This window comes from Streptomyces sp. NPDC001056 (genome assembly GCF_053598955.1).
This window is the reverse complement of the sequence record NZ_JBSFLI010000008.1, coordinates 208,388-227,616: the sequence shown is the minus strand read 5'-3', so window position 1 is coordinate 227,616 and position 19,229 is coordinate 208,388. Positions and strand designations below refer to the sequence as shown.

The following is a 19,229-nucleotide window of genomic DNA, read 5'->3' as shown; positions in this document are numbered from 1 at the left end:
GTGTGTTCTCATCCCCGGGAAGGAGCGGTTCGGTTGCGTCCGCCGCCGAGTCCGGCGAGCGCGAGGAGCAGGGCCCAGGTGACGAGCAGGCTGAGCACGGACACGGCGACGGACATCTGGGCCTGGTCGCCGCCGACGTTGTAGATCCACACCGCGAAGGGCTGGTAGCCGAGCAGCTGGGCGACGGTGAACTCGCCGAGGACCAGCGCCAGTGTGAGGAAGGCCGCGTTCAGAAGCGCCCCGCGCAGATTGGGCAGTACGGCCCGCAGCAGCGCCTGCGGCCCGTTGGCGCCGCAGCTGCGGGCGGCCTCCACCAGGGTGCGCACGTCCATGGCGCGCAGTCCCGCGTCCAGCGCCCGGTAGACGAAGGGCAGCGCCATCACGACGTAGGCGAGGACCAGCACGACGGGGAAGCCCGGGTTCTGGATCGCCACGAAGGTCTGGAACAGAGGGGTCCGGGACAGATGGTCCGGCCCCCACTTCAGGACGGTGACGATGCCGGCGACGAACGCGATCGGCGGCACCACCAGCGGCAGCGAGCAGACCACCTCGACCACCGGCCGCAGCCGGGGCGCGCCGAGCCGGAGGGCGACCACGGCGGGCACCATCAGCAGCAGCACGACCACGATGGTCGCCAGGGCCAGCTCCAGCGACAGCACGAGGCTGGAGACGAAGCCGCCGGTGGACAGGATCCTGGTGTAGGCGTCGAAGCTGATGCCGTCCGGATCGTCCACCGTGAAGACCACGGAGGCGGCGAGCGGCACCAGGAAGTACAGGGCGGCGAGGCCGAGGACGGCCCACCGCCAGGGGGTCAGGCGTCGAGCCATCGGGCGCTCCGGCGTTGCAGGGGCAGGTACACGGCCATCACCAGGCCGGCCACCAGGACCATGTCGAGGCTGAGGGCGAGGGCGACGTTCTCCTGCCCGACCAGGACGTTGCCGGACAGGGCGTCGGCGATCTGGAGGGTGACCAGCGGGACCGCGCTGCCGACCATGGCGGCGGCGGTGGCGTAGGCGGCGAAGGCGCTGCCGAACAGCAGGACGAAGCCGCCGAGCAGGGAGGGCGCGAGCACGGGCAGGGCCACGTGCCGCCAGTACTGCGCGCCGGTGGCGCCGTTGTTCAGCGCGGCCTCCCGCCACTGGGCCCGCAGGCCGTCGAGGGCGGGGGTGATGGTGAGCACCATCAGCGGGATGAGGAAGTACAGGTACACGAGGACCAGGCCCCAGAAGCTGTACAGGTTCCAGCCGCTGTCCTTCAGGCCGAGGTGCAGGGTGAGCACGCCCGCGTTGCCGAGGGTGGCGACGAAGGCGAAGGCCAGTGGGACACCGCCGAAGTTGGCGAGCACGCCGGAGGCGGTCAGCACGGCCTCGCGCAGCGCGCGGGAACGCGAACCGACCACGGCCTGGGCGAGCGGCAGCCCGAGCAGGGCGCCGAGCACGGCGGAGATCGCGGACAGCTTGACGCTGCCGAGCAGGGCGGTGAGGTACGCCCCGTGCAGCGAGGCCGTCAGATTGGCGCCGGTGTAGGAGGTGGCGCCGGTGGTGGGGTCCTTGGCGGTGAAGGCGCCGTCGAGGATGGCGATCGCGGGCAGGCCGAAGGCGATGGCGGTGAAGACCAGCAGCGGCAGCACGGCGAGCCAGCCCGGGGCGCGGCGCCGCCGCTTCGCAGAAGCGACGGGCGCCACGTCCGTATGCGGGAGGGCGGTGGTCATCCGGAGACGGCCTTCCCCCAGCCCTGGGCGATGACCGTCTTGGCCTTGGTCTGCTCGGCCTCGGTCGGGAACGACGGCGCGCCGGTGACCTTGGGCAGCTTGGCGGCGGCCGACGTGTCGAGCGTGCCGGCCGACTGCATGGCGGTCATCAGGGCCGGGCGCGCGTAGCCCTTGAGCCACAGGTTCTGGCCCTCGGTGCTGTACAGGAACTCCTGCCACAGCCGGGCGGCCGCGGGGTGCGGGGCGTCCTTGGTGATGGCCTGGGAGTAGTACTGGGCGTACTGGCCGTCGCTCGGGACGGTGACCTTCCAGTCGAGGCCCTTGGTCCTGAACTCGTCGGCGTAACCGGCGTTCAGGTAGTCCCAGTCGATGGAGATCGGGGTCTCGCCCTTCTCCACGGTGGCCGGGGTGGACTCGACCGGCGTGTAGTTGCCGTTCTTCTTCAGCTTGGCGAAGAAGTCCAGGCCGGGCTGGATGTTGTCGAAGGAGCCGCCGCTCGCGAGCGCCGCCGCGTAGACGCCGCCGAAGGCCGAACCGGACTTGGTGGGGTTGCCGTTGAGCGCGACCTGGCCCTTGTACTGGGGCTTGAGCAGGTCCTTGAAGGTGGTCGGGCACACCTTGACGCGCTTGGCGTCGCAACCGATGGAGATGTAGCCGCCGTAGTCGTTGTACCAGCGCGCCTGCGGGTCCTTCTGGCCGGCCGGGATGTCGGCGAAGGAGGCCACCTTGTAGGGCGCGAGCAGTCCCTGCTGGGCGGCGCTGAGGGCGAAGGAGCTGCCGAGGTCGAGGACGTCGGGGGCGCGGTCCTGGCCCTTGCGGGAGGTGACGGCGTTGATCTCGTCCTGGCTGGAGCCGTCGGGGCTCTCGTCCTGGATCTTGATGCCGTACTTCTTCTGGAAGGCGTCGATGATCGCGCCGTAGTTGGCCCAGTCGCGGGGCACCGCGATGATGTGCAGCGAGCCTTCCTTCTTGGCCGCCTTGACCAGGGCGTCCATGCCGCCGAAGTCGGCCGCGGAGGCGGCGGTGGCGGCGCTCTTGCCGTCCTTGGTGGTGGTCGACGCGTTGTCGGGGGCGGCGCCGCAGGCGCTCAGCGCGAGCGCGGCGACGACGGCGAGGGAACCGCCGAGCACGGCGTTTCTCGGCAGGGACAACTTCACGGTCTCTCCAGGGGAAGCACGGGGGTGAGGTGCTACGAGGGTCTTGAGACTCGCTCGACAAACTTGTCTGAACAAGTCGGCCTCAGTACGCCCGCCCGCGGTGTCCTGTCCGTAAACACGGAGGGAACTCCAGCCGCTGATTCCCTGCACAGTTGCGGCTCGCCCCGATCACACCGGGACGTCGATTAGGCTGGTCACGCTGTGCACAGCGGCCTGAACAGAGGGGAAGCATGACGGCGCGACACGAGGAGATCGCCGACGAGCTGCGGCGCGCGATCGACTGCGAGCAGTACGCGGTCGGCAGCCGGCTGCCCTCGGAGTCGGAGCTGGCCGCCCATTACGGCGTCTCCCGCGGCACCGTCCGCCAGGCCGTCGCGGCGCTCACCGCGGAGGGGCTGATCGGCTCCCGCCAGGGCGCCCGCCGCGTCGTCCTCGCGAGCCGCCGCAGCCAGAGCTTCGAGGAGCTGCGCAGTTTCGCCCAGTGGGCCCGCGCGATGGGCCGCGAGGCCACCGGCCACGTGGTGGAACAGTCGTACCGCCCGGCCACCCACGAGGATGCCGTCCGCCTCCAGCTCCCCCTGCGCACGCCGGTCCTGCACGTTCTGCGGCTGCGCGGCCTGGACGGCGACCCCGTCCTGCTCGAACGCACGGTCTACGCCGACTGGATCTCCTCCGCCGTCGAGTCCATCGAACCCGACTGCCCCTCCGTCACCCAGCGCCTCTACGACGACACCGGCCTCGTCTTCGCCTACGGCGAGCACATCATCGACGCGGTCGCCTGCGGCGCGCGGGACGCGGAACTGCTGGGCGTCCGCCGCACGAGTCCGCTGCTGCGGGTCCGCCGCGTGACGACGACGCGCGAGGGCCGCCCGGTGGAGTGGTCGGACGACCGCTACCGGCCGGACGCGGTGACGTTCAGCGTGCACAACTCGATCGGGAACAACGCGCTGTCGCGGAAGGCCGCGGAATAGGACCCGGGCGGTTCCGCCGGATGCCGGGCGCGGGCCCGTGGTGGTTTCCCGCGGCCCCGGAACACCCGCACCCGGTACCGCGACGAACCTCCCGAGCCGGAATCCGCCGCTATCCCGGCGCCCCCGAGGAGAACCTCCGGAGCAGCGGCGACAGGACGAGCACGGACTTCGTCCGCTCCACGAACGGCTCCCCCGCGATCCGCTCCAGCACCCGCTCGAAATGCCGCATGTCGGAGGCGAAGACCTGCGCGATCGCATCGGCTTCCCCGGTGACCGTCGAGGCGGCCACCACCTCCTGGTACCGCTCCAGACCCCGCAGGATCGTCTCCGGCGACGTGTTGCGCCGGCAGTAGATCTCGATGTACCCCTCGGTCTCCCAGCCGAGCGCCGCGGGATCGACCCGCACGGTGAATCCGGTGATCGCGCCGGTCGCCCGCAACCGGTCGACACGGCGTTTCACCGCGGGCGCGGACAGTCCGACCAGTTGCCCGATGTCCGCGTAGGAGCGGCGGGCGTCCTCGGCGAGGGCGTGCACGATGCGTTCGTCGAGATCGTTCAGCACAGGGGGTGGTTCACTTACTTCTTCGGTTCGTCCACTTCTCTGCCGCCACCGCGAGGCCGTCACCGGTCGCGAGACGGGAACGGCGAAAGCCGTACACGAAGTAGAACACGAGCCCGACCGTCAGCCGGACACCGAACACCGGGTTCCACGGTCCCGCGGCACATCGCCCCGGTCGCCGGACGACGACGGCCCCCGCCGTTCCCTTCGGGGGGCGGCGGGAGCCGTGGGCCGCGGAGATCAACTCCAGCTGGCGTGCAGCGGCTTGCCCTCGGCGTACCCGGCCGCGCTCTGGATGCCGACGACGGCCCGCTCGGCGAACTCCTCCAGCGAGCCGGCGCCGGCGTAGGTGCAGGAGGAACGGACACCCGCGATGATCGAGTCGATCAGGTCCTCCACACCCGGGCGGGCCGGATCGAGGAACATCCGCGAGGTGGAGATGCCCTCCTCGAACAGCGCCTTGCGGGCGCGGTCGTACGACGACTCCTCCGACGTGCGGTTGCGCACCGCGCGCGCCGAGGCCATGCCGAACGACTCCTTGTACGGGCGGCCGTTCGCATCGTGCTGGAGGTCGCCCGGGGACTCGTACGTACCGGCGAACCAGGAGCCCACCATCACGTTCGAGGCGCCGGCGGCGAGAGCCATGGCCACGTCGCGCGGGTGACGGACACCGCCGTCGGCCCATACGTGCTTGCCGTACTTCCTGGCCTCGGCGGCGCACTCCAGCACCGCGGAGAACTGCGGGCGGCCCACGCCGGTCATCATCCGGGTGGTGCACATGGCGCCGGGGCCGACACCGACCTTGATGATGTCCGCGCCCGCGTCGATCAGGTCCTTGACGCCCTCGGCGGAGACGATGTTGCCCGCGACGATCGGCACCTGCGGGTCGAGCGCCCGCACCACCTTGATCGCGCTGATCATCGACTCCTGGTGGCCGTGCGCGGTGTCGATGACGAGCGTGTCCACGCCCGCGTCGAGCAGTTCCTTGGCCTTGCCCGCCACGTCGCCGTTGATGCCGACGGCGGCGGCGATGCGCAGCCTGCCGTCCGCGTCCACGGCCGGGGTGTACAGGGTGGCGCGCAGGGCGCCCTTGCGGGTGAGGATGCCGGCCAGCCTGCCGTCCTTGTCGACGGCGGGGGCGTAGCGGCGGTTGTGCGTGTCGAGGGTGTGGAAGGCCTCGCGCGGGTCGATGTCCGCGTCCACCAGGAGCAGGTCCTTGGACATGACCACTTCGAGCTGGGTGAAGCGGTCGACGCCGGTGAGGTCCGCGTCGGTGACGACGCCGATGGGCCGCTGGTTCTCGTCCACGACCACGCCCGCGTTGTGCGCCCGCTTGGGCAGCAGCGCGAGGGCGTCGGCGACGGTCTGGTGCGCGGCCAGCACGATCGGGGTGTCCAGCACCAGGTGGCGGCTCTTCACCCAGGAGACGACCTCGGTGACGACGTCGTTCGGGATGTCCTGGGGGATGACCACGAGGCCGCCGCGGCGGGCCACCGTCTCGGCCATCCGGCGCCCGGCGATGGCGGTCATGTTGGCGACGACGAGCGGGATGGTCGTGCCCGTGCCGTCCGGCGAACTGAGGTCCACGCCCTGCCGGGAGCCCACGGCGGAGCGGCTCGGCACCATGAACACGTCGTCGTACGTCAGGTCGTACGTGGGCCGGATGTCATTGAGGAAACGCACGTGCTGCACATCCCAGTCGTTCAGAGGTGACCCCCCGACGGGTGCGCCAGGGGGAAAAGAGCACGTACTTCATTCTCCCATGACCGGGCCCCGCACGTACCCGGGCGGAACCTCCAGGGTGCCCGGACGGCCTTCGGAGGATCCGCCGAAACCGATCGCCCCGGGGTGGCGCGCGCCTCTTCCGGGAAGCGGGCGGACGTGCGCCTGCCACCGCTGCTCCCGGGCGCCGAACCGCTCGTCCATCGACGCGCGTCGTTCAGGGACACGGCATAGCGCGGGGCCGATCCGGCCGTCCTCGATACGATCGCCCGGCCGGTCGGCCCGGCCCGGCGCGCCGACGGCGGGCCTGCCTGCCCACGGCACCCCGGACGGCAGGGGCACGCCGAGCACACGGGAGAGACCCGCGATGGACGCCGCGAGCGGCCACAGCCTCTCGGCAAGCGGGAATTGACGCGCCGTCACGCGGGGGTGGCCGCATGACGGGACGCGCTCATCCCAGCGCGAGGGCCACGGTGAGCGGGGCGGTGCGCTCGCCCGCCTCGGTGAAGATCTCGCGGGCCACCCGCCACTCCTCGGGCCGGGCGTCCGCGTACGGCTCCCACCCGGTGACGACGAGCAGCAGCCCGCGCCCGCGCGCCCCGGCCGGCCAGACGGAGAGGTCGGTGAGGCTGTCGAGGAGCGCGTCCCAGTTCCGGCCGAACCAGCCGGGCAGGCCGAGGGCGCGCACCACGGCGTCCATCAGGCCGGCCTTGTCGGTGACGCCGGCGAGGTCCAGGGTGACGACCAGGCGGTCGCCGAGCTTCTCGGTCATCTCAGCACCGCCCGGAACGAGTTGTAGTGATCATCGGTGTAGTAGAACTCCCCGCCCTGTCCGGTGATGATGCGCCGGGCCCCGCGATCGCGCGACCCCGGTGTCCTCACGGTGTACTCGTGGTAGTAGCCGCGCTGGTGCTTCGGCAGGTGCCGCTCGAAGTTCCCGAAGACGATCCCGTCCCGCGCATAGGGATAGGGCCCGCCCCGGTCGATGAGGGCCAGCGTCCGCCGCGCCTCCGCCGGCAACCGCGACTCCGGCACGGTCGCCATGCCCCTGGCCCACCCGGGGATGGCGACGGTGGCGGTGGGCGAGGCGGTACGCGCTCCCGTACCGGTGGCCGTGCCCGAGGCGCAGCCGGCGAGCAGGACGGCGAGGACGACGAGGAGCCCCGCGAGAAGCCGGGGCACGGTCCGGCCGGGCACCCGGGGCCGGTGCCGTTCGGACATCGAGGGGACGCGGCGGAACACCATGCGGACGATGCTGTCACGGCGGTCGCGTGACGACGACAGCACGGCGCGCCGGGACGCGCCGGTGCCGGGTCCGGCCGGAGCCGGGGCGGCATGGCCCTCGGCGGTGCGACGGCGGGACCACGGACGAACCGGGACCCGGCCGTCGCGCCGGCGACGACACCCCTCTACCAGGCTCTGCCGGCTCCCGGCCCCGTCACTGCCCGTCAGGGTCCTGGCGGCTCAGCGCGGGCTTCGGGGGCTGGCCCGCCGTCATCAGGTAGTCCGCGGCCGAGGTGTCCGTGACCAGGCTGGTGACCAGCCCGGAACGCAGCACCGCGTCGATCGCGGCCGCCTTGCGCTGACCACCGGCGATCGCGACGACCTCCGGGATACGGCGCAGCTGGTCGGCCTTGACGGTGATGCACCGCTCGCCGAGGTCCCGCCCGATCCGGCGCCCCTCGGCGTCGAAGAGGTGCGCGGCCATCTCGGCGGCGACACCGAGCGAGGCGTAGTGCGCCCGCTCCTCGTCGCTGAGCATGTCGTGCACCGTGGAGATGCCCGGCTCCCAGGAACCGATGGAGACGCAGGCGACCGTGACCTTGTCGAAGTACTCGAAGGCGCGGGCGATCCCGGTCTGGCTGCGCAGCGCCGCCGCGGTGGCCGCGTCCGGCAGCAGCATCGGCGCGTAGATCGGGTGGGCGTCGCCGCCCGAGACCTGCGCGGCACGGCGCACGGCCTCGACCGAACCGCGCTCCGAGGTACCCGCGTCGTACACACCCGTCAGCTGCACCACGGTGCACGGCGGCAGCCGGTCGAGCGCGGCGGCCATGTGGATGGTGGACCGGCCCCAGGCGAGCCCGAGCACGTCCCCCTCGTTGACCAGCTCGCCGAGCAGGTCCGCGGCGACCTCTCCGAGGTTCTCGGGGTCGGGGGTCTCCTCCGCCTCGGCCGGGGACTCGACCACGACGGCGTGCCGCAGGCCGTAGCGGGCGCGGAGCGCGTCGGAGCGCTCGGCGTCCAGCTCGGCCGGCACACGGATCTCGATGCGTACGAGATCCCGTTCGAGAGCCGTCTCCAGGACCCGGGCCACCTTGAAGCGGCTGACGCCGAACTCCTCCGCGATCTGGATCTTGGACTTGCCCTCAAGGTAGAAGCGGCGGGCCATGGCCGCCGCCTGGACCAGCTCAGCGGGTCCCATCCGCATGGCTGACCGGCCCGCCGACATACCCGACACGGCGATCTCCTCACTGCTGTTCACACTCTGGATTCGCCGTTCATCCTTGCAGATTCGGCGCAACTGATCCGCCCTGATGGGCGCCGTTCTCTCAACCGTTCACGTAGCCGTGGCTCAGTGGTCGCATGCCCAGGTCGCCTTGGCGGTGGCCGTCTCCGCCTGGGCGCGCAGGGCACGCACCGCCTCCGCCGGGTCCTGCGCCCCGTAGACCGCCGAGCCGGCGACGAACACGTCGGCGCCCGCCTCGGCGCACCGCTCGATCGTGGACGCCGAGACGCCGCCGTCGACCTGGAGCCACAGCTGGAGGCCGCACTTGGCGATCAGCTCACGGGTGCGGCGGATCTTCGCCAGCATGATGTCGAGGAAGGCCTGGCCGCCGAAGCCCGGCTCGACAGTCATGATCAGCAGCATGTCGAGTTCCGGCAGCAGGTCCTCGAAGGGCTCGATCGGCGTCGCGGGCTTGAGCGCCATGGAGGCGCGCGCACCCTTGGCGCGGATCTCGCGGGCGAGGCGGACCGGAGCGGCGGCCGCCTCCACGTGGAAGGTGACGGACGAGGCGCCCGCCTCCACGTACTGAGGAGCCCAGCGGTCGGGGTCCTCGATCATCAGGTGGCAGTCCAGCGGGGTGTCCGTCGCACGCGCCAGGGACTCCACCACCGGCACGCCGAGCGTGAGGTTGGGGACGAAGTGGTTGTCCATGACGTCGACATGGAGATAGTCGGCGCCCTGGACAGCCTTGGCCTCCTCCGCGAGGCGCGCGAAGTCGGCGGACAGGATGCTGGGGTTGATCTGCACGGCCATGCCCCAAGACTGCCATGCCCGAGGCACTGATGTTCGCGCCCGTCCACAGGCGAGACCGTTCATCATACTGGTCCGCTGTTCGTCCGATGATCCACCCGTTCCTGTGGATAACCGACGGCAACGAAGCCGACGCACGCGGTGAAATGAGAACCGCGCATCCGCCCTTCGCGACCGTCAGCCGGCGGTCCGGCGGATCAGCGCGAGGTACATCGCGTCAGTGCCGTGGACATGCGGCCACAGCTGGATGTCCGGGCCCTCGCCGAGCGCGGGGACCCCGGGCAGCAGCGGCCGGGCGTCGAGGAGTTCGGCGTCCGGGTACTGCTTGAGCACATCGGCGACGACCGCGCGGGTCTCGGCGAGGTGCGGAGAGCAGGTGGCATAGCCGACCACGCCGCCGACGCGCACCGAGTCGAGCGCAGTGCGCAGCAGGGCGCGCTGGAGAGGAGCGAAGTTGTCCAGGTCTTCGGGACGCCGGCGCCAGCGCGCCTCGGGCCGCCGCCGCAGCGCGCCGAGCCCGGTGCAGGGCACGTCCACCAGCACCCGGTCGAAACTGCCGGGCCGCCACGGCGGCCGCGTGCCGTCCGCCGCGATCACCTGGTACGGCCCCGGATTGCCGGCCAGCGCCTTGGCCACCAGCCCGGCCCGGTGCGGCTGCTTCTCCGAGGCGAGGAGTACGGCACCCCGCTCGGCGGCGAGGGCCGCCAGCAGCGCGGCCTTGCCACCCGGCCCCGCACAGCCGTCGAGCCACTTCCTGTCCGGCCCTTCCAGAGGCGCGTTGGCCAGCGCGAGGGCGACCAGCTGGCTGCCCTCGTCCTGCACCCCGGCGCGGCCCTCGCGCACCGCCTCGACCGCGCCCGGCTCGCCGCCCTCGGCCAGCCGCACGGCGTACGGCGACCAGTGCCCGCCCTCCGCGGCCTCCTCGCGCAGCAGTTCCTCGGCGGTGGCCCGGCCCGGCCGCGCGACCAGCGTCACCCGGGGCCGCTCGTTGTCGGCCGCGAGCAGCTCCTCGATGCCGGCGCGCCCGCCGCCCAGCGAGTCCCACAGCGCGGAGACGACCCAGCGGGGGTGGGAGTACACGACGGCGAGGTGGTCCTCGGGGTCCTCGTCGTAGGGCGGCGCGACCTTGGCGATCCATCCGTCGAGATCGTCCTGCGCGACCTTGCGCAGCACCGCGTTGACGAACTTGGCCCGCCCGTCACCGAGTACGACCCGGGCGAGTTCCACGGTGGCGGACACGGCGGCGTGCGTCGGGATCCGCGTCCCGAGCAACTGGTGCGCGCCCAGGCTGAGCACGTCCAGCACCGGGGGGTCGACCTCGCGCAGCGGCCGGTCGATGCAGGCCGCGATCACGGCGTCGTACGTGCCCTGCCGGCGCAGCGTGCCGTACACCAGCTCGGTCGCGAGCGCGGCGTCCCGCGCGTCGAAGTCGTCCTTCTCCCGCGCCCTCCTCAGCAGCGGGGGCAGCACGAGGTTGGCGTAGGCGTCCCGCTCGTCCACCGCCCGCAACGCCTCGAAGGCCAGAATGCGGACGGGGTCCTTCTTGGGACGCCGATAGGGCTTGGCGGGCTTACGACCCCGCCGCGACTGCTCGCTCACGAAAAAGGTGCTCCGGAGGTGAAAGGGGTATGCGGCCAAGCCTACGTCGGCAGCGTCCGTCGAGGTGGCGCGGGTCGGGCGGGCCCCCTCCCGGCCACTCCCCGGCTCGGGGCGCTGCGGCGAAGGCCCGCAGTGCGTCCCGGAGCGCGTCCTGGGACCGCACAGCCCCGGGGCGGGGCGGGGGCGGGAAGATCCTTCGGGGCGACGCCGTGGGTGAGTGACGGGGATGAGGGGGTGGGGAGGGGCGGGGGGCGGGGGGGAGGCCCCCCCGGGAGACGTAAACGCGGTCCGGCTCAGCCGCCCACCACCTCGCCCTCCGCGATCCGCACCCCCCGCGCCCAGTCCGCCGCGCGCATCGGCTTCTTCCCCTGGGCCTGGACCCAGAGGAGTTCGACGGCGTAGGAGCCGGTGCCCACGTGCACGCTGTTCTTGCCCGCGGCGATCCGTCCCGGCGCGAGGTCGGTCCGCTCGGGCACCGTGGCGACCTGGATGAGCTTGAGCCGTTCGCCGCGGAAGGTGGTCCAGGCGCCGGGCGCCGGGGTGCAGCCGCGCACGACCCGGTCGACGCGCAGCGCCGGCGCCGCCCAGTGCACCTGGGCGTCCTCGACGGTGATCTTCGGCGCGAGGGTGATGCCCTCGGCCGGCTGCGGTACGGCCTTCAGGGTGCCGTCCTCGATGCCGTCCATGGTCGCCGCGAGCAGCCCGGCCCCGGCGAAGGCCAGCCGGGTGAGCAGGTCGCCGCTGGTGTCCGTGGGGCGGATCTCCTCGGTCACCGTCCCGTACACCGGCCCGGAGTCCAGGCCCTCCTCGATGAGGAAGGTCGACGCGCCGGTGATCTCGTCGCCCGCCATGAGGGCGTGCTGCACGGGCGCGGCGCCCCGCCAGGCGGGCAGCAGCGAGAAGTGCAGGTTGACCCAGCCGTGGGCGGGGATGTCGAGGGCGACGCGGGGCAGCAGCGCGCCGTAGGCGACGACCGGGCAGCAGTCGGGGGCGATCTCCGTCAGCCGCGCCAGGAACTCGGGGTCCCGCGGCTTGGCCGGCTTGAGCACCTCGATGCCGGCCTCCTCCGCCCGCTCGGCCACGGGCGACGCGACCAGCCTGCGGCCCCGTCCGGCGGGGGCGTCGGGCCTGGTGACGACGGCGGCCACCTCGTGCCGCCCGGAGGCGAGCAGGGCGTCCAGGGCGGGAACGGCGACCTCGGGGGTACCGGCGAAGACGAGCTTCATGGGCGGGATCGGGCCTCTCGGGCGGGGATCGGACGGGCAGCGCACCAGTCTATGACCGCCCGGGAACCGGCACCTCGCGGAGCACGGCGGCCGCCAACTCGCCCGGCTTCCCGGCCACCTGGGATCGGGCGGCGCGCGGGCGGCCGGAGACGGGTGGCGCGCGGGCGGACTGACGGCGTACGCATATGCCCGCGCGCCCCCACCCCGTGACCAGCGGAGCGCACAGGCGTTGGTCAAGAAAGAGTTGACCACATAGGGCCGCTTCAGCCGCCCATTTCCTTTCAACGCCGGTTCGAGAGGCTTGTTCATGGCCGACCACGCAACCCACGACGCCCAGGCTCGGGCCAGCCTGCACTTGCTGGTGCGGGACATCGAGCGGGTCCGCCGGCAGGTGGACGCACTGCGCACGCTCACCGCCCAGTTGGGCAACGTCTACCGTCCGCGCCGCACCGGCCCGTCCACGGGCTTCGTCGTCTACGGACGCGCCCCCGCCCCGACGGTCCGCCTCGCCCAGGAACTCCGCGACAGTGTCGAGACCCTGGTCACCGCCGCCGTGGACTTCGACCGCTCGCTCGGTTTCTCCTGGGACGCGGTGGGCTCGGCACTCGGGGTCACCAAGCAGGCGGTGCACCGCCGTTACGGCGCCCGCCGCGCCGCCGCCCAGGCCGCCGCGGAGGCCGAGCGGACCGCGGAGCCGTCCGGCACCCGCACGCTCAATGTGAACGCCGGCCTGCCCGCGGTGCCGACGGTCCCCGCCGCACGCTCGATGCCCACCCAGCCGACCTCGGGCAGCCCGACGTTCCGGGAGGAGGCCCGCCCGACTGCCTTCCCGGGCCCGCGCAACGGCTGACCGGTCTCGCCCTCCCGGCAATCCGGCGCGCACCTCCGGGAGGGCTGCCAGGAGAGGGCCGGGTCGACGCCTCGGCCTCCGGTAGGTCTCGGGGGAAGGGGCCCCGGGAAATCCCCCGGGGAGCCCCAGGGACACACCCCTCCTCCGGCGCAAGCCCCGGCTGTCATCCGATGTCCGGCGGATCGATCCGCACCCTCACACGTGCCGCCTCCCCGCTCCCCCGCGCCATCCGCGCGGCCTGCGCGGTCTTCAGGGCGGAGGCCAGCGCCGAGCCGCTGCCCGGCGGGACCCGTACGAGGGCCCGCTCCCAGTGCTCGCCGGGTGGCGCCGCCCCGGTCCTGCGAGGGCCCCCGGGCGGGGCGGGCGGCAGCGGTACCGGACCCAACACCTCCGCGTCCGGCGGCAGTTGGACCATGGCGAGGAACTCCGCGACGGCCGTCGGCGTGCCGGACACGGCCGCCATCCGGGAGACCGGCGGGAAGCCCAGTTCGGCCCGCTCGGACAGCTCCCGCAGCGCATGCCCGACGGGGTCCCAGCGCACCAGCGCCTGTACGGGCCGCAGGGTCGGCTCGGCCACCACGACCACCGTGCCGCCCTCTGCCTGCGGCCGCACCAGCGCCCCCGCCGCGATCCACCGGCGCAGCGCGTCCTCACCGGCCCGCAGGTCGGGTCGTACGAGCATGGCCCAGCCGTCGAGCAGCAGCGCCGCCGCGTATCCGCCCTCGGCGACCGGTTCGGCGCCCGGGGTGCTCACCACCAGCGCGGGGGTGCCCGGCACGGTGTCCAGTACGTGTTCGCGCCCCGAGGTGCGCACGGGTACGGCGGGAAAGGCGCGGCCCAGTTCCTCGGCGGTGCGACGGGCGCCCACCACCTGGGCACGCAGCCGGAAGCCGCCGCATTCCGGGCAGTGCCAGGCGTCCTCCGCGCGTCCGCACCAGCCGCAGCGCAGCACACCCGCGTCCTGTCCCTGGAGCGGCCCGGCGCAGTGCCGGCAGCGCGCCGGGGCCCGGCACCGGTCGCAGGCCATGCGCGGCGCGTACCCCCGGCGGGGCACCTGGACCAGCACCGGTCCGTGCCGCAGGCCCTCGCGGGCCGCCTGCCAGGCGAGGGTGGGCAGCCGGGCGGCGCGGGCGGCCTCGTCGCGGGCGAGGTCTTCGTCCCCGACGGTGCGTACGAGCGGCGCGGACCGCCGTATCTGCTCCCGCCCGGCGATCAGGGGCCGGGCCCAGCCGCTCTCGACCAGTTGGGCCGCTTCCACGGTGCAGGAGAATCCGCCCAGCAGGAACGCGCACTTGTCGAGGGTGGCGCGCAGCAGCAGGACGTCGCGGGCGTGCGGCTGGGGGGCGTGCTGTTCGCTGTGGCTGTCGTCGCCGTCGTCCCAGATCGCGACGAGCCCGAGGTCCCGTACGGGCGCGAACATGGCCGCCCGGGTGCCGACGGCCGCCCGCACGGAGCCGCGCCGTACCGCGAGCCACTGCGCGTACCGCTTCTCGGGACCGGCGTCGGCGGTGAGCAGGGCGTGGTGTCCCTGGCCGAGCAGGGTGGTGAGTGCGGCGTCGACGCGTGCGGCGGCGCGTCCGTCGGGGACGACGACGAGCGCGCCGCGTCCGGAGGCGAGGGTGGCGGCGACGGCGCGGGCCAGTTCCTCGCTCCACAGCGGTCCCGGCAGCGTGTGCCACACCGCGCGGGGGGCGCCGCCGGTGGCCAGGGTCCGCAAGAAGGCGCTGCCCTGTTCGTACCGCGTCCAGGAGCCGGGGTCGGGTGCCTCGGGGGGCGGCAGGGGCGCGGGTGAGGGGCGCTTCTCGGCTCGGGCGCTGCGGGGTGGCACGGCGAGCTGGAGCACGTCGGCGAGGCTGCCCGCGTAGCGGTCGGCGACGGCGCGGGCGAGGCCGAGCAGTTCCTCGCCGAGGACCGGTTCGGGGGAGACGACCTGGGCGAGCGCGGCGAGGGGGCCGGAGTAGTCGGACTCGGCCCGCCGTTCGACGAGGAAGCCGTCGATGAGGCCGCCGCCCTCGCGGCGCCCCTCGCGCACCCGGTGCCGTCCGGCGCCGAACCGCACGCGTACGCGCACCCCGGGCTGTGCCTGTTCGTCCAGTTCGGCGGGGACCGCGTAGTCGAAGTACCGGTCGAGGTGGAGGACGCCCTTGTCGACCAGTACCCGCGCGACGGGCAGCCGCTCGGCGAGCGCGGCGCCGCGCCAGGTGCGCGGCTTGGCGCGGGGCGTCCTGGCCTTGCGTACGCTCTCCCGGATGAGCGCGAGCTGCTCCGACGGCGCCTGTTCGGCCCCGCCGTCCCCGTCCGTCCGGGGCTCCCCGTTCTCGCTGCTCACGCTTGCATTCTTACCAAACCCGACTGACAACGACCCGAGGTGCCGGCGCCCGCCCGAGATCGTCCCGGTCGCGGCCGCGCCGTACGGCGCTTCCGCCATGGACCACTCGGCCACACCGCCCCGCGCACGGGGCGGCGACGGGATTCGAACCCGCGAGGGCTGACGCCCAGAAGGAGCCGCGACCCGCGCACCGGACGAGCGCCGACGGCCTCACGGTAGACGCCGCTCGTCCGCGTCCACCACTCGATTTGGGTACCGGCCCGCACGGCGCCGTGCCTACGCTCGCTGCCATGACCGAACCGACGCCGGATCCGCTGGAATGCCTGAGAGAACGCTTGGTCGCCCCCGGGGAGGTGCTGACCGGCACTGTCGCCGGGTTCGACGGGGGCGATGTGCTGGTGCTGCTGGACGGCGACGCGCCGGGACTCCCCTCCGGGCGCGTCCCTGGGCACGAACTGACCTGGCGCCGCGTCCAGCACCCGTCGGACGTGCTCGCGGTGGGGCAGCGGCTCCGCGCGGAGGTGACGATGCGCGACGGGCGCGGGGGCGGGACTTTGCTGTCGGGGCGGGCCACCGAGGACGAGGCGCTGTACCGCTTCCTGCGGGGCGTCGGACGCGGCGACGTCGTGGCGGGGACCGTCTCCTCGGTCCACCCCTTCGGGGTCTTCGTACGGCTCGACGGCGAACCCGCGCATCCGGTCTACGAGGGCACCGGCTTCGTCAACGTCCCCGAGCTGTCCTGGTCCCGGTTCGACGATCCGGCGGATGTGGTGACGCCGGGGCAGCGGATCACGGCACGGGTGCTCGTCGCGGACACCCGCCGCGGTCAGGTCGCCCTTTCCCTCAAGGCGCTCCAGGAGGACCCCTGGGACGCGTTGGCCCTGGACGTCGGGGACGTCGTGGCCGGGCCGGTGACCAGGATCGTCCCGTTCGGGGTGTTCGTGCGGGTCGAGGCGTTCGCGGAGGGCTTGGTGCACTCCGACGAACTGGGCGGCCGGAGCGTCGAGGAGGGGCAGGAGCTCCGGGTCAGGGTCCTGGAGGTCGACCGTGCGCGGCGGCGGCTCCGGCTGGGGCTTGCCCGCTGAACCCGAGAGCGCTGAGGCCCGGTCCCCCGAAGGGAGCCGGGCCTCGCGAGCGGCTGTGGGACTACAGGCCCGCGGCCTTGCGCAGGGCGTCCACGCGGTCCGTGCGCTCCCAGGTGAAGTCGGGGAGCTCGCGGCCGAAGTGGCCGTAGGCGGCGGTCTGGGCGTAGATCGGGCGCAGCAGGTCCAGGTCGCGGATGATCGCGGCCGGGCGGAGGTCGAAGACCTCGTCGATGGCCTTCTCGATCTTGTCGGTGTCGACCTTGTGGGTGCCGAAGGTCTCCACGAACAGGCCCACCGGCTCGGCCTTGCCGATCGCGTACGCGACCTGTACCTCGCAGCGCGAGGCCAGACCGGCGGCCACGACGTTCTTGGCGACCCAGCGCATCGCGTAGGCGGCCGAGCGGTCCACCTTGGACGGGTCCTTGCCCGAGAAGGCGCCGCCGCCGTGGCGGGCCATGCCGCCGTAGGTGTCGATGATGATCTTGCGGCCGGTCAGGCCCGCGTCACCCATCGGGCCACCGATCTCGAAGCGGCCGGTGGGGTTGACCAGGAGACGGTAGTTCTCCGTGTCCAGCTTGATGCCGTCCTCGAGCAGCGCCTTCAGCTCCGGCTCCACCACGAACTCGCGGATGTCGGGGGCGAGCAGTGACTCCAGGTCGATGTCCGAGGCGTGCTGCGAGGAGACGACGACCGTGTCGAGACGGACGGCCTTGTCCCCGTCGTACTCGATGGTGACCTGCGTCTTGCCGTCCGGGCGCAGGTAGGGGATGGTGCCGTTCTTGCGGACGTCCGACAGTCGCTTCGACAGGCGGTGGGCGAGGAAGATCGGCAGCGGCATCAGGGTCGGCGTCTCGTCGGACGCGTAACCGAACATCAGGCCCTGGTCGCCGGCGCCCTGCTTGTCCAGCTCGTCGTGCTCCCCGCCTGCGGCGGCACCCTCGACGCGGGACTCGTAGGCGGTGTCGACACCCTGCGCGATGTCCGGGGACTGCGCGCCGATGGACACGGACACGCCGCAGGAGGCGCCGTCGAAGCCCTTCTTGGAGGAGTCGTAACCGATCTCCAGGATCTTGCCGCGCACCAGGGTCGCGATGTCCGCGTACGCCTTGGTGGTCACCTCGCCGGCCACGTGCACCAGGCCGGTGGTGATGAGCGTCTCCACGGCGACCCGGGAGGACGGGTCCTCGCGCAGAAGCGCGTCGAGAATGGTGTCGCTGATCTGGTCAGCGATCTTGTCGGGGTGACCCTCGGTCACGGACTCCGAGGTGAACAGGCGACGGGACACAACGCTCCCTGTGGTTGCAGCGGCTGCTGGCTGATCATTTGCAGTCGAACGCGGGGCTGCGCCCGGTCGACCTTGAACAGTTTATCGGTCGCACTCGGCCGGTGGGGCACCGTCTCGCCTCTCGGGAGCGCTGTGACCTGCGGCACGGGCATTGTGCACAATGCCCGGCGGCCTTGGCCAGGGTAGCGACCCCCGACTTGAGCATGGCCTGAATCCGTCACCGGATTCGCCCGGCCGGCCGCGCCCGCGTCAGTCCAGGCGGTCCACGACCAGGTCCCAGACGATGTCGGCGAGGGCCTCCTTGGGCCCGTGCGGCACGGGGTTCTCGCTGCCGTCGGCGCCGAGCACGACGGCCTCGTTCTCCTCGGAGCCGAAGGTCTTGCGCTCCCCCACCTCGTTCACGACGAGCAGGTCGCAGCCCTTGCGGGCGAGCTTGGCGCGGCCGTTGGCGAGGACGTCGTCGGTCTCGGCGGCGAAGCCCACGATCACCTGTCCGGCCCTGGCCCGTTCGGCGGAGACCTCGGCGAGGACGTCGGGGTTGCGGACCAGGACGATGGGCTCGGGCTCCTTGTCGTCCTTCTTCTTGATCTTGCCGGTGGCGTAGGCCGCAGGCCGGAAGTCGGCGACGGCCGCGGCCATGACGACGGCGTCGGCGTCCGCCGCGGCCTTCAGCACGGCCTCGCGCAGCTGGACGGCGGTGCCGACCCGGACGACGTCCACGCCCGCCGGGTCGGACAGGTGGGTGTTGGCCGCGATCAGTGTCACCCGGGCGCCGCGGGCGGCGGCGGTGCGGGCGAGGGCGTAGCCCTGCTTGCCGGAGGAGCGGTTGCCGAGGAAGCGCACCGGGTCCAGGGGCTCGCGGGTGCCGCCGGCGGAGACCACCACATGGCGTCCGCGCAGGTCGGGTTCCTGGACGCCGCGGGCGAGGACGCGCCGGCAGACCTCGAAGATCTCCGTGGGGTCGGGCAGCCGGCCCTTGCCGGTGTCGACGCCGGTGAGGCGGCCGACGGCGGGTTCGACGACGACGGCGCCGCGGCGGCGCAGCGTGGCCACGTTCTCCTGGGTGGCGGGGTGCTCCCACATCTCGGTGTGCATGGCCGGGGCGAAGACCACGGGGCAGCGGGCCGTCAGGAGGGTGTTGGTGAGCAGGTCGTCGGCGAGGCCGTGGGCGGCCTTGGCGAGCATGTCGGCGGTGGCGGGGGCGACCACGACGAGGTCGGCGTGCTGGCCGATGCGGACGTGCGGGACCTCGTGCACGGATTCCCAGACCTCGGTGGCGACGGGGTTGCCGGACAGGGCGGAGAAGGTCGCGGCGCCGACGAAGCGCAGCGCGGACGCGGTCGGCACCACGCGTACGTCGTGGCCCGACTCGGTGAACCTCCTCAGCAGCTCACAGGCCTTGTACGCGGCGATGCCACCGCTGACCCCCAGTACCACCCTCGGCTTGTCCACCATGTCTCCTCGGTCCGGAATACCTGC

At 72.9% G+C, this 19,229-nt stretch carries 17 protein-coding genes; 3 read left to right on the top strand and 14 right to left on the bottom strand.

The features are described from left to right. Positions 1–8 precede the first annotated feature (8 nt). Genes ACWDD7_RS13020 through ACWDD7_RS13010 form a run of 3 tightly spaced genes read right to left on the bottom strand, consistent with a single transcriptional unit; the run spans position 9 to position 2,868 of the window. Positions 9–827: an ABC transporter permease gene (locus ACWDD7_RS13020; protein WP_351865761.1), complete on the bottom strand. Its 819-nt coding sequence runs from the start codon at positions 825–827 to the stop codon at positions 9–11. Continuing rightward, positions 812–1,711 (bottom strand): ABC transporter permease, encoded by a 900-nt coding sequence (locus tag ACWDD7_RS13015; protein ID WP_351865764.1) that lies wholly within the window; start codon positions 1,709–1,711, stop codon positions 812–814. Before ACWDD7_RS13015 ends, ACWDD7_RS13020 begins: the two co-directional genes overlap by 16 nt. After that, on the bottom strand, positions 1,708–2,868 hold the full coding sequence (locus ACWDD7_RS13010) for an ABC transporter substrate-binding protein (protein WP_351865767.1): 1,161 nt from the start codon (positions 2,866–2,868) through the stop codon (positions 1,708–1,710). Before ACWDD7_RS13010 ends, ACWDD7_RS13015 begins: the two co-directional genes overlap by 4 nt. A 230-nt stretch (positions 2,869–3,098) precedes the next feature. On the opposite strand from ACWDD7_RS13010, the gene ACWDD7_RS13005 reads away from it, so the two are divergent. Then, complete coding sequence (locus ACWDD7_RS13005; RefSeq protein ID WP_450457365.1) at positions 3,099–3,839, top strand: GntR family transcriptional regulator; 741 nt, start codon at positions 3,099–3,101, stop codon at positions 3,837–3,839. A 109-nt stretch (positions 3,840–3,948) separates the two neighbouring features. On the opposite strand, the gene ACWDD7_RS13000 is transcribed toward ACWDD7_RS13005, so the two are convergent. From ACWDD7_RS13000 to fmt, 8 genes are all read right to left on the bottom strand, one after another. Further along, positions 3,949–4,401, bottom strand: a complete 453-nt coding sequence (locus tag ACWDD7_RS13000) for an Lrp/AsnC family transcriptional regulator (protein ID WP_037650980.1) — start codon at positions 4,399–4,401, stop codon at positions 3,949–3,951. A 237-nt stretch (positions 4,402–4,638) separates the two neighbouring features. Further along, positions 4,639–6,081: a GuaB1 family IMP dehydrogenase-related protein gene (locus ACWDD7_RS12995; RefSeq protein WP_450457364.1), complete on the bottom strand. Its 1,443-nt coding sequence runs from the start codon at positions 6,079–6,081 to the stop codon at positions 4,639–4,641. Between the two features lie 490 nt (positions 6,082–6,571). Continuing rightward, a complete protein-coding gene (locus ACWDD7_RS12990) occupies positions 6,572–6,892 on the bottom strand; it encodes a barstar family protein (protein ID WP_351865776.1) in 321 nt (106 codons plus the stop codon). Continuing rightward, complete coding sequence (locus ACWDD7_RS12985; protein WP_450457363.1) at positions 6,889–7,365, bottom strand: ribonuclease domain-containing protein; 477 nt, start codon at positions 7,363–7,365, stop codon at positions 6,889–6,891. Before ACWDD7_RS12985 ends, ACWDD7_RS12990 begins: the two co-directional genes overlap by 4 nt. Positions 7,366–7,558: 193 nt before the next feature. Then, the gene (locus ACWDD7_RS12980) at positions 7,559–8,602 is read right to left on the bottom strand and encodes a sugar-binding transcriptional regulator (RefSeq protein WP_351865778.1); all 1,044 of its coding nucleotides are present in this window, start codon (positions 8,600–8,602) and stop codon (positions 7,559–7,561) included. A gap of 90 nt (positions 8,603–8,692) precedes the next feature. Then, positions 8,693–9,379 (bottom strand): ribulose-phosphate 3-epimerase, encoded by a 687-nt coding sequence (gene rpe, locus ACWDD7_RS12975; protein WP_351865781.1) that lies wholly within the window; start codon positions 9,377–9,379, stop codon positions 8,693–8,695. 174 nt (positions 9,380–9,553) lie between these two features. Beyond that, complete coding sequence (locus ACWDD7_RS12970; RefSeq protein WP_450457362.1) at positions 9,554–10,975, bottom strand: RsmB/NOP family class I SAM-dependent RNA methyltransferase; 1,422 nt, start codon at positions 10,973–10,975, stop codon at positions 9,554–9,556. 293 nt (positions 10,976–11,268) lie between these two features. Continuing rightward, positions 11,269–12,201 (bottom strand): methionyl-tRNA formyltransferase, encoded by a 933-nt coding sequence (gene fmt / locus ACWDD7_RS12965; RefSeq protein ID WP_450457361.1) that lies wholly within the window; start codon positions 12,199–12,201, stop codon positions 11,269–11,271. 307 nt (positions 12,202–12,508) lie between these two features. Here fmt and ACWDD7_RS12960 point away from each other — a divergent pair, with 307 nt between their 5' ends. After that, complete coding sequence (locus ACWDD7_RS12960) at positions 12,509–13,051, top strand: hypothetical protein (RefSeq protein ID WP_351865789.1); 543 nt, start codon at positions 12,509–12,511, stop codon at positions 13,049–13,051. 163 nt (positions 13,052–13,214) lie between these two features. Here the strand turns inward: ACWDD7_RS12960 and ACWDD7_RS12955 are convergent, their stop codons facing one another. After that, a complete protein-coding gene (locus ACWDD7_RS12955; RefSeq protein ID WP_450457360.1) occupies positions 13,215–15,380 on the bottom strand; it encodes a primosomal protein N' in 2,166 nt (721 codons plus the stop codon). Positions 15,381–15,670: 290 nt separating this feature from the next. Between ACWDD7_RS12955 and ACWDD7_RS12950 the strand changes: the two genes are divergently transcribed. After that, positions 15,671–16,465 carry a S1 RNA-binding domain-containing protein gene (locus ACWDD7_RS12950; protein ID WP_450457359.1) on the top strand — a complete coding sequence of 265 codons (795 nt, stop codon included), beginning with the start codon at positions 15,671–15,673 and terminating at the stop codon, positions 16,463–16,465. 61 nt (positions 16,466–16,526) lie between these two features. On the opposite strand, the gene metK is transcribed toward ACWDD7_RS12950, so the two are convergent. Then, positions 16,527–17,750, bottom strand: a complete 1,224-nt coding sequence (gene metK, locus ACWDD7_RS12945) for a methionine adenosyltransferase (protein ID WP_450457358.1) — start codon at positions 17,748–17,750, stop codon at positions 16,527–16,529. 249 nt (positions 17,751–17,999) lie between these two features. After that, on the bottom strand, positions 18,000–19,202 hold the full coding sequence (gene coaBC, locus ACWDD7_RS12940; protein WP_351865868.1) for a bifunctional phosphopantothenoylcysteine decarboxylase/phosphopantothenate--cysteine ligase CoaBC: 1,203 nt from the start codon (positions 19,200–19,202) through the stop codon (positions 18,000–18,002). Between the last annotated feature and the right edge of the window lie 27 nt (positions 19,203–19,229).

Bases quoted from the DNA above. Each gene is read 5' to 3' on its own strand.
- ACWDD7_RS13020 (WP_351865761.1), bottom strand. From the start codon at position 827: ATGGCTCGACGCCTGACCCCCTGGCGGTGGGCCGTCCTCGGCCTCGCC.
- ACWDD7_RS13015 (WP_351865764.1), bottom strand. From the start codon at position 1,711: ATGACCACCGCCCTCCCGCATACGGACGTGGCGCCCGTCGCTTCTGCG.
- ACWDD7_RS13005 (WP_450457365.1), top strand. From the start codon at position 3,099: ATGACGGCGCGACACGAGGAGATCGCCGACGAGCTGCGGCGCGCGATC.
- ACWDD7_RS12990 (WP_351865776.1), bottom strand. From the start codon at position 6,892: ATGACCGAGAAGCTCGGCGACCGCCTGGTCGTCACCCTGGACCTCGCC.
- ACWDD7_RS12985 (WP_450457363.1), bottom strand. From the start codon at position 7,365: ATGGTGTTCCGCCGCGTCCCCTCGATGTCCGAACGGCACCGGCCCCGG.
- rpe (WP_351865781.1), bottom strand. From the start codon at position 9,379: ATGGCCGTGCAGATCAACCCCAGCATCCTGTCCGCCGACTTCGCGCGC.
- fmt (WP_450457361.1), bottom strand. From the start codon at position 12,201: ATGAAGCTCGTCTTCGCCGGTACCCCCGAGGTCGCCGTTCCCGCCCTG.
- ACWDD7_RS12960 (WP_351865789.1), top strand. From the start codon at position 12,509: ATGGCCGACCACGCAACCCACGACGCCCAGGCTCGGGCCAGCCTGCAC.
- ACWDD7_RS12950 (WP_450457359.1), top strand. From the start codon at position 15,671: ATGACCGAACCGACGCCGGATCCGCTGGAATGCCTGAGAGAACGCTTG.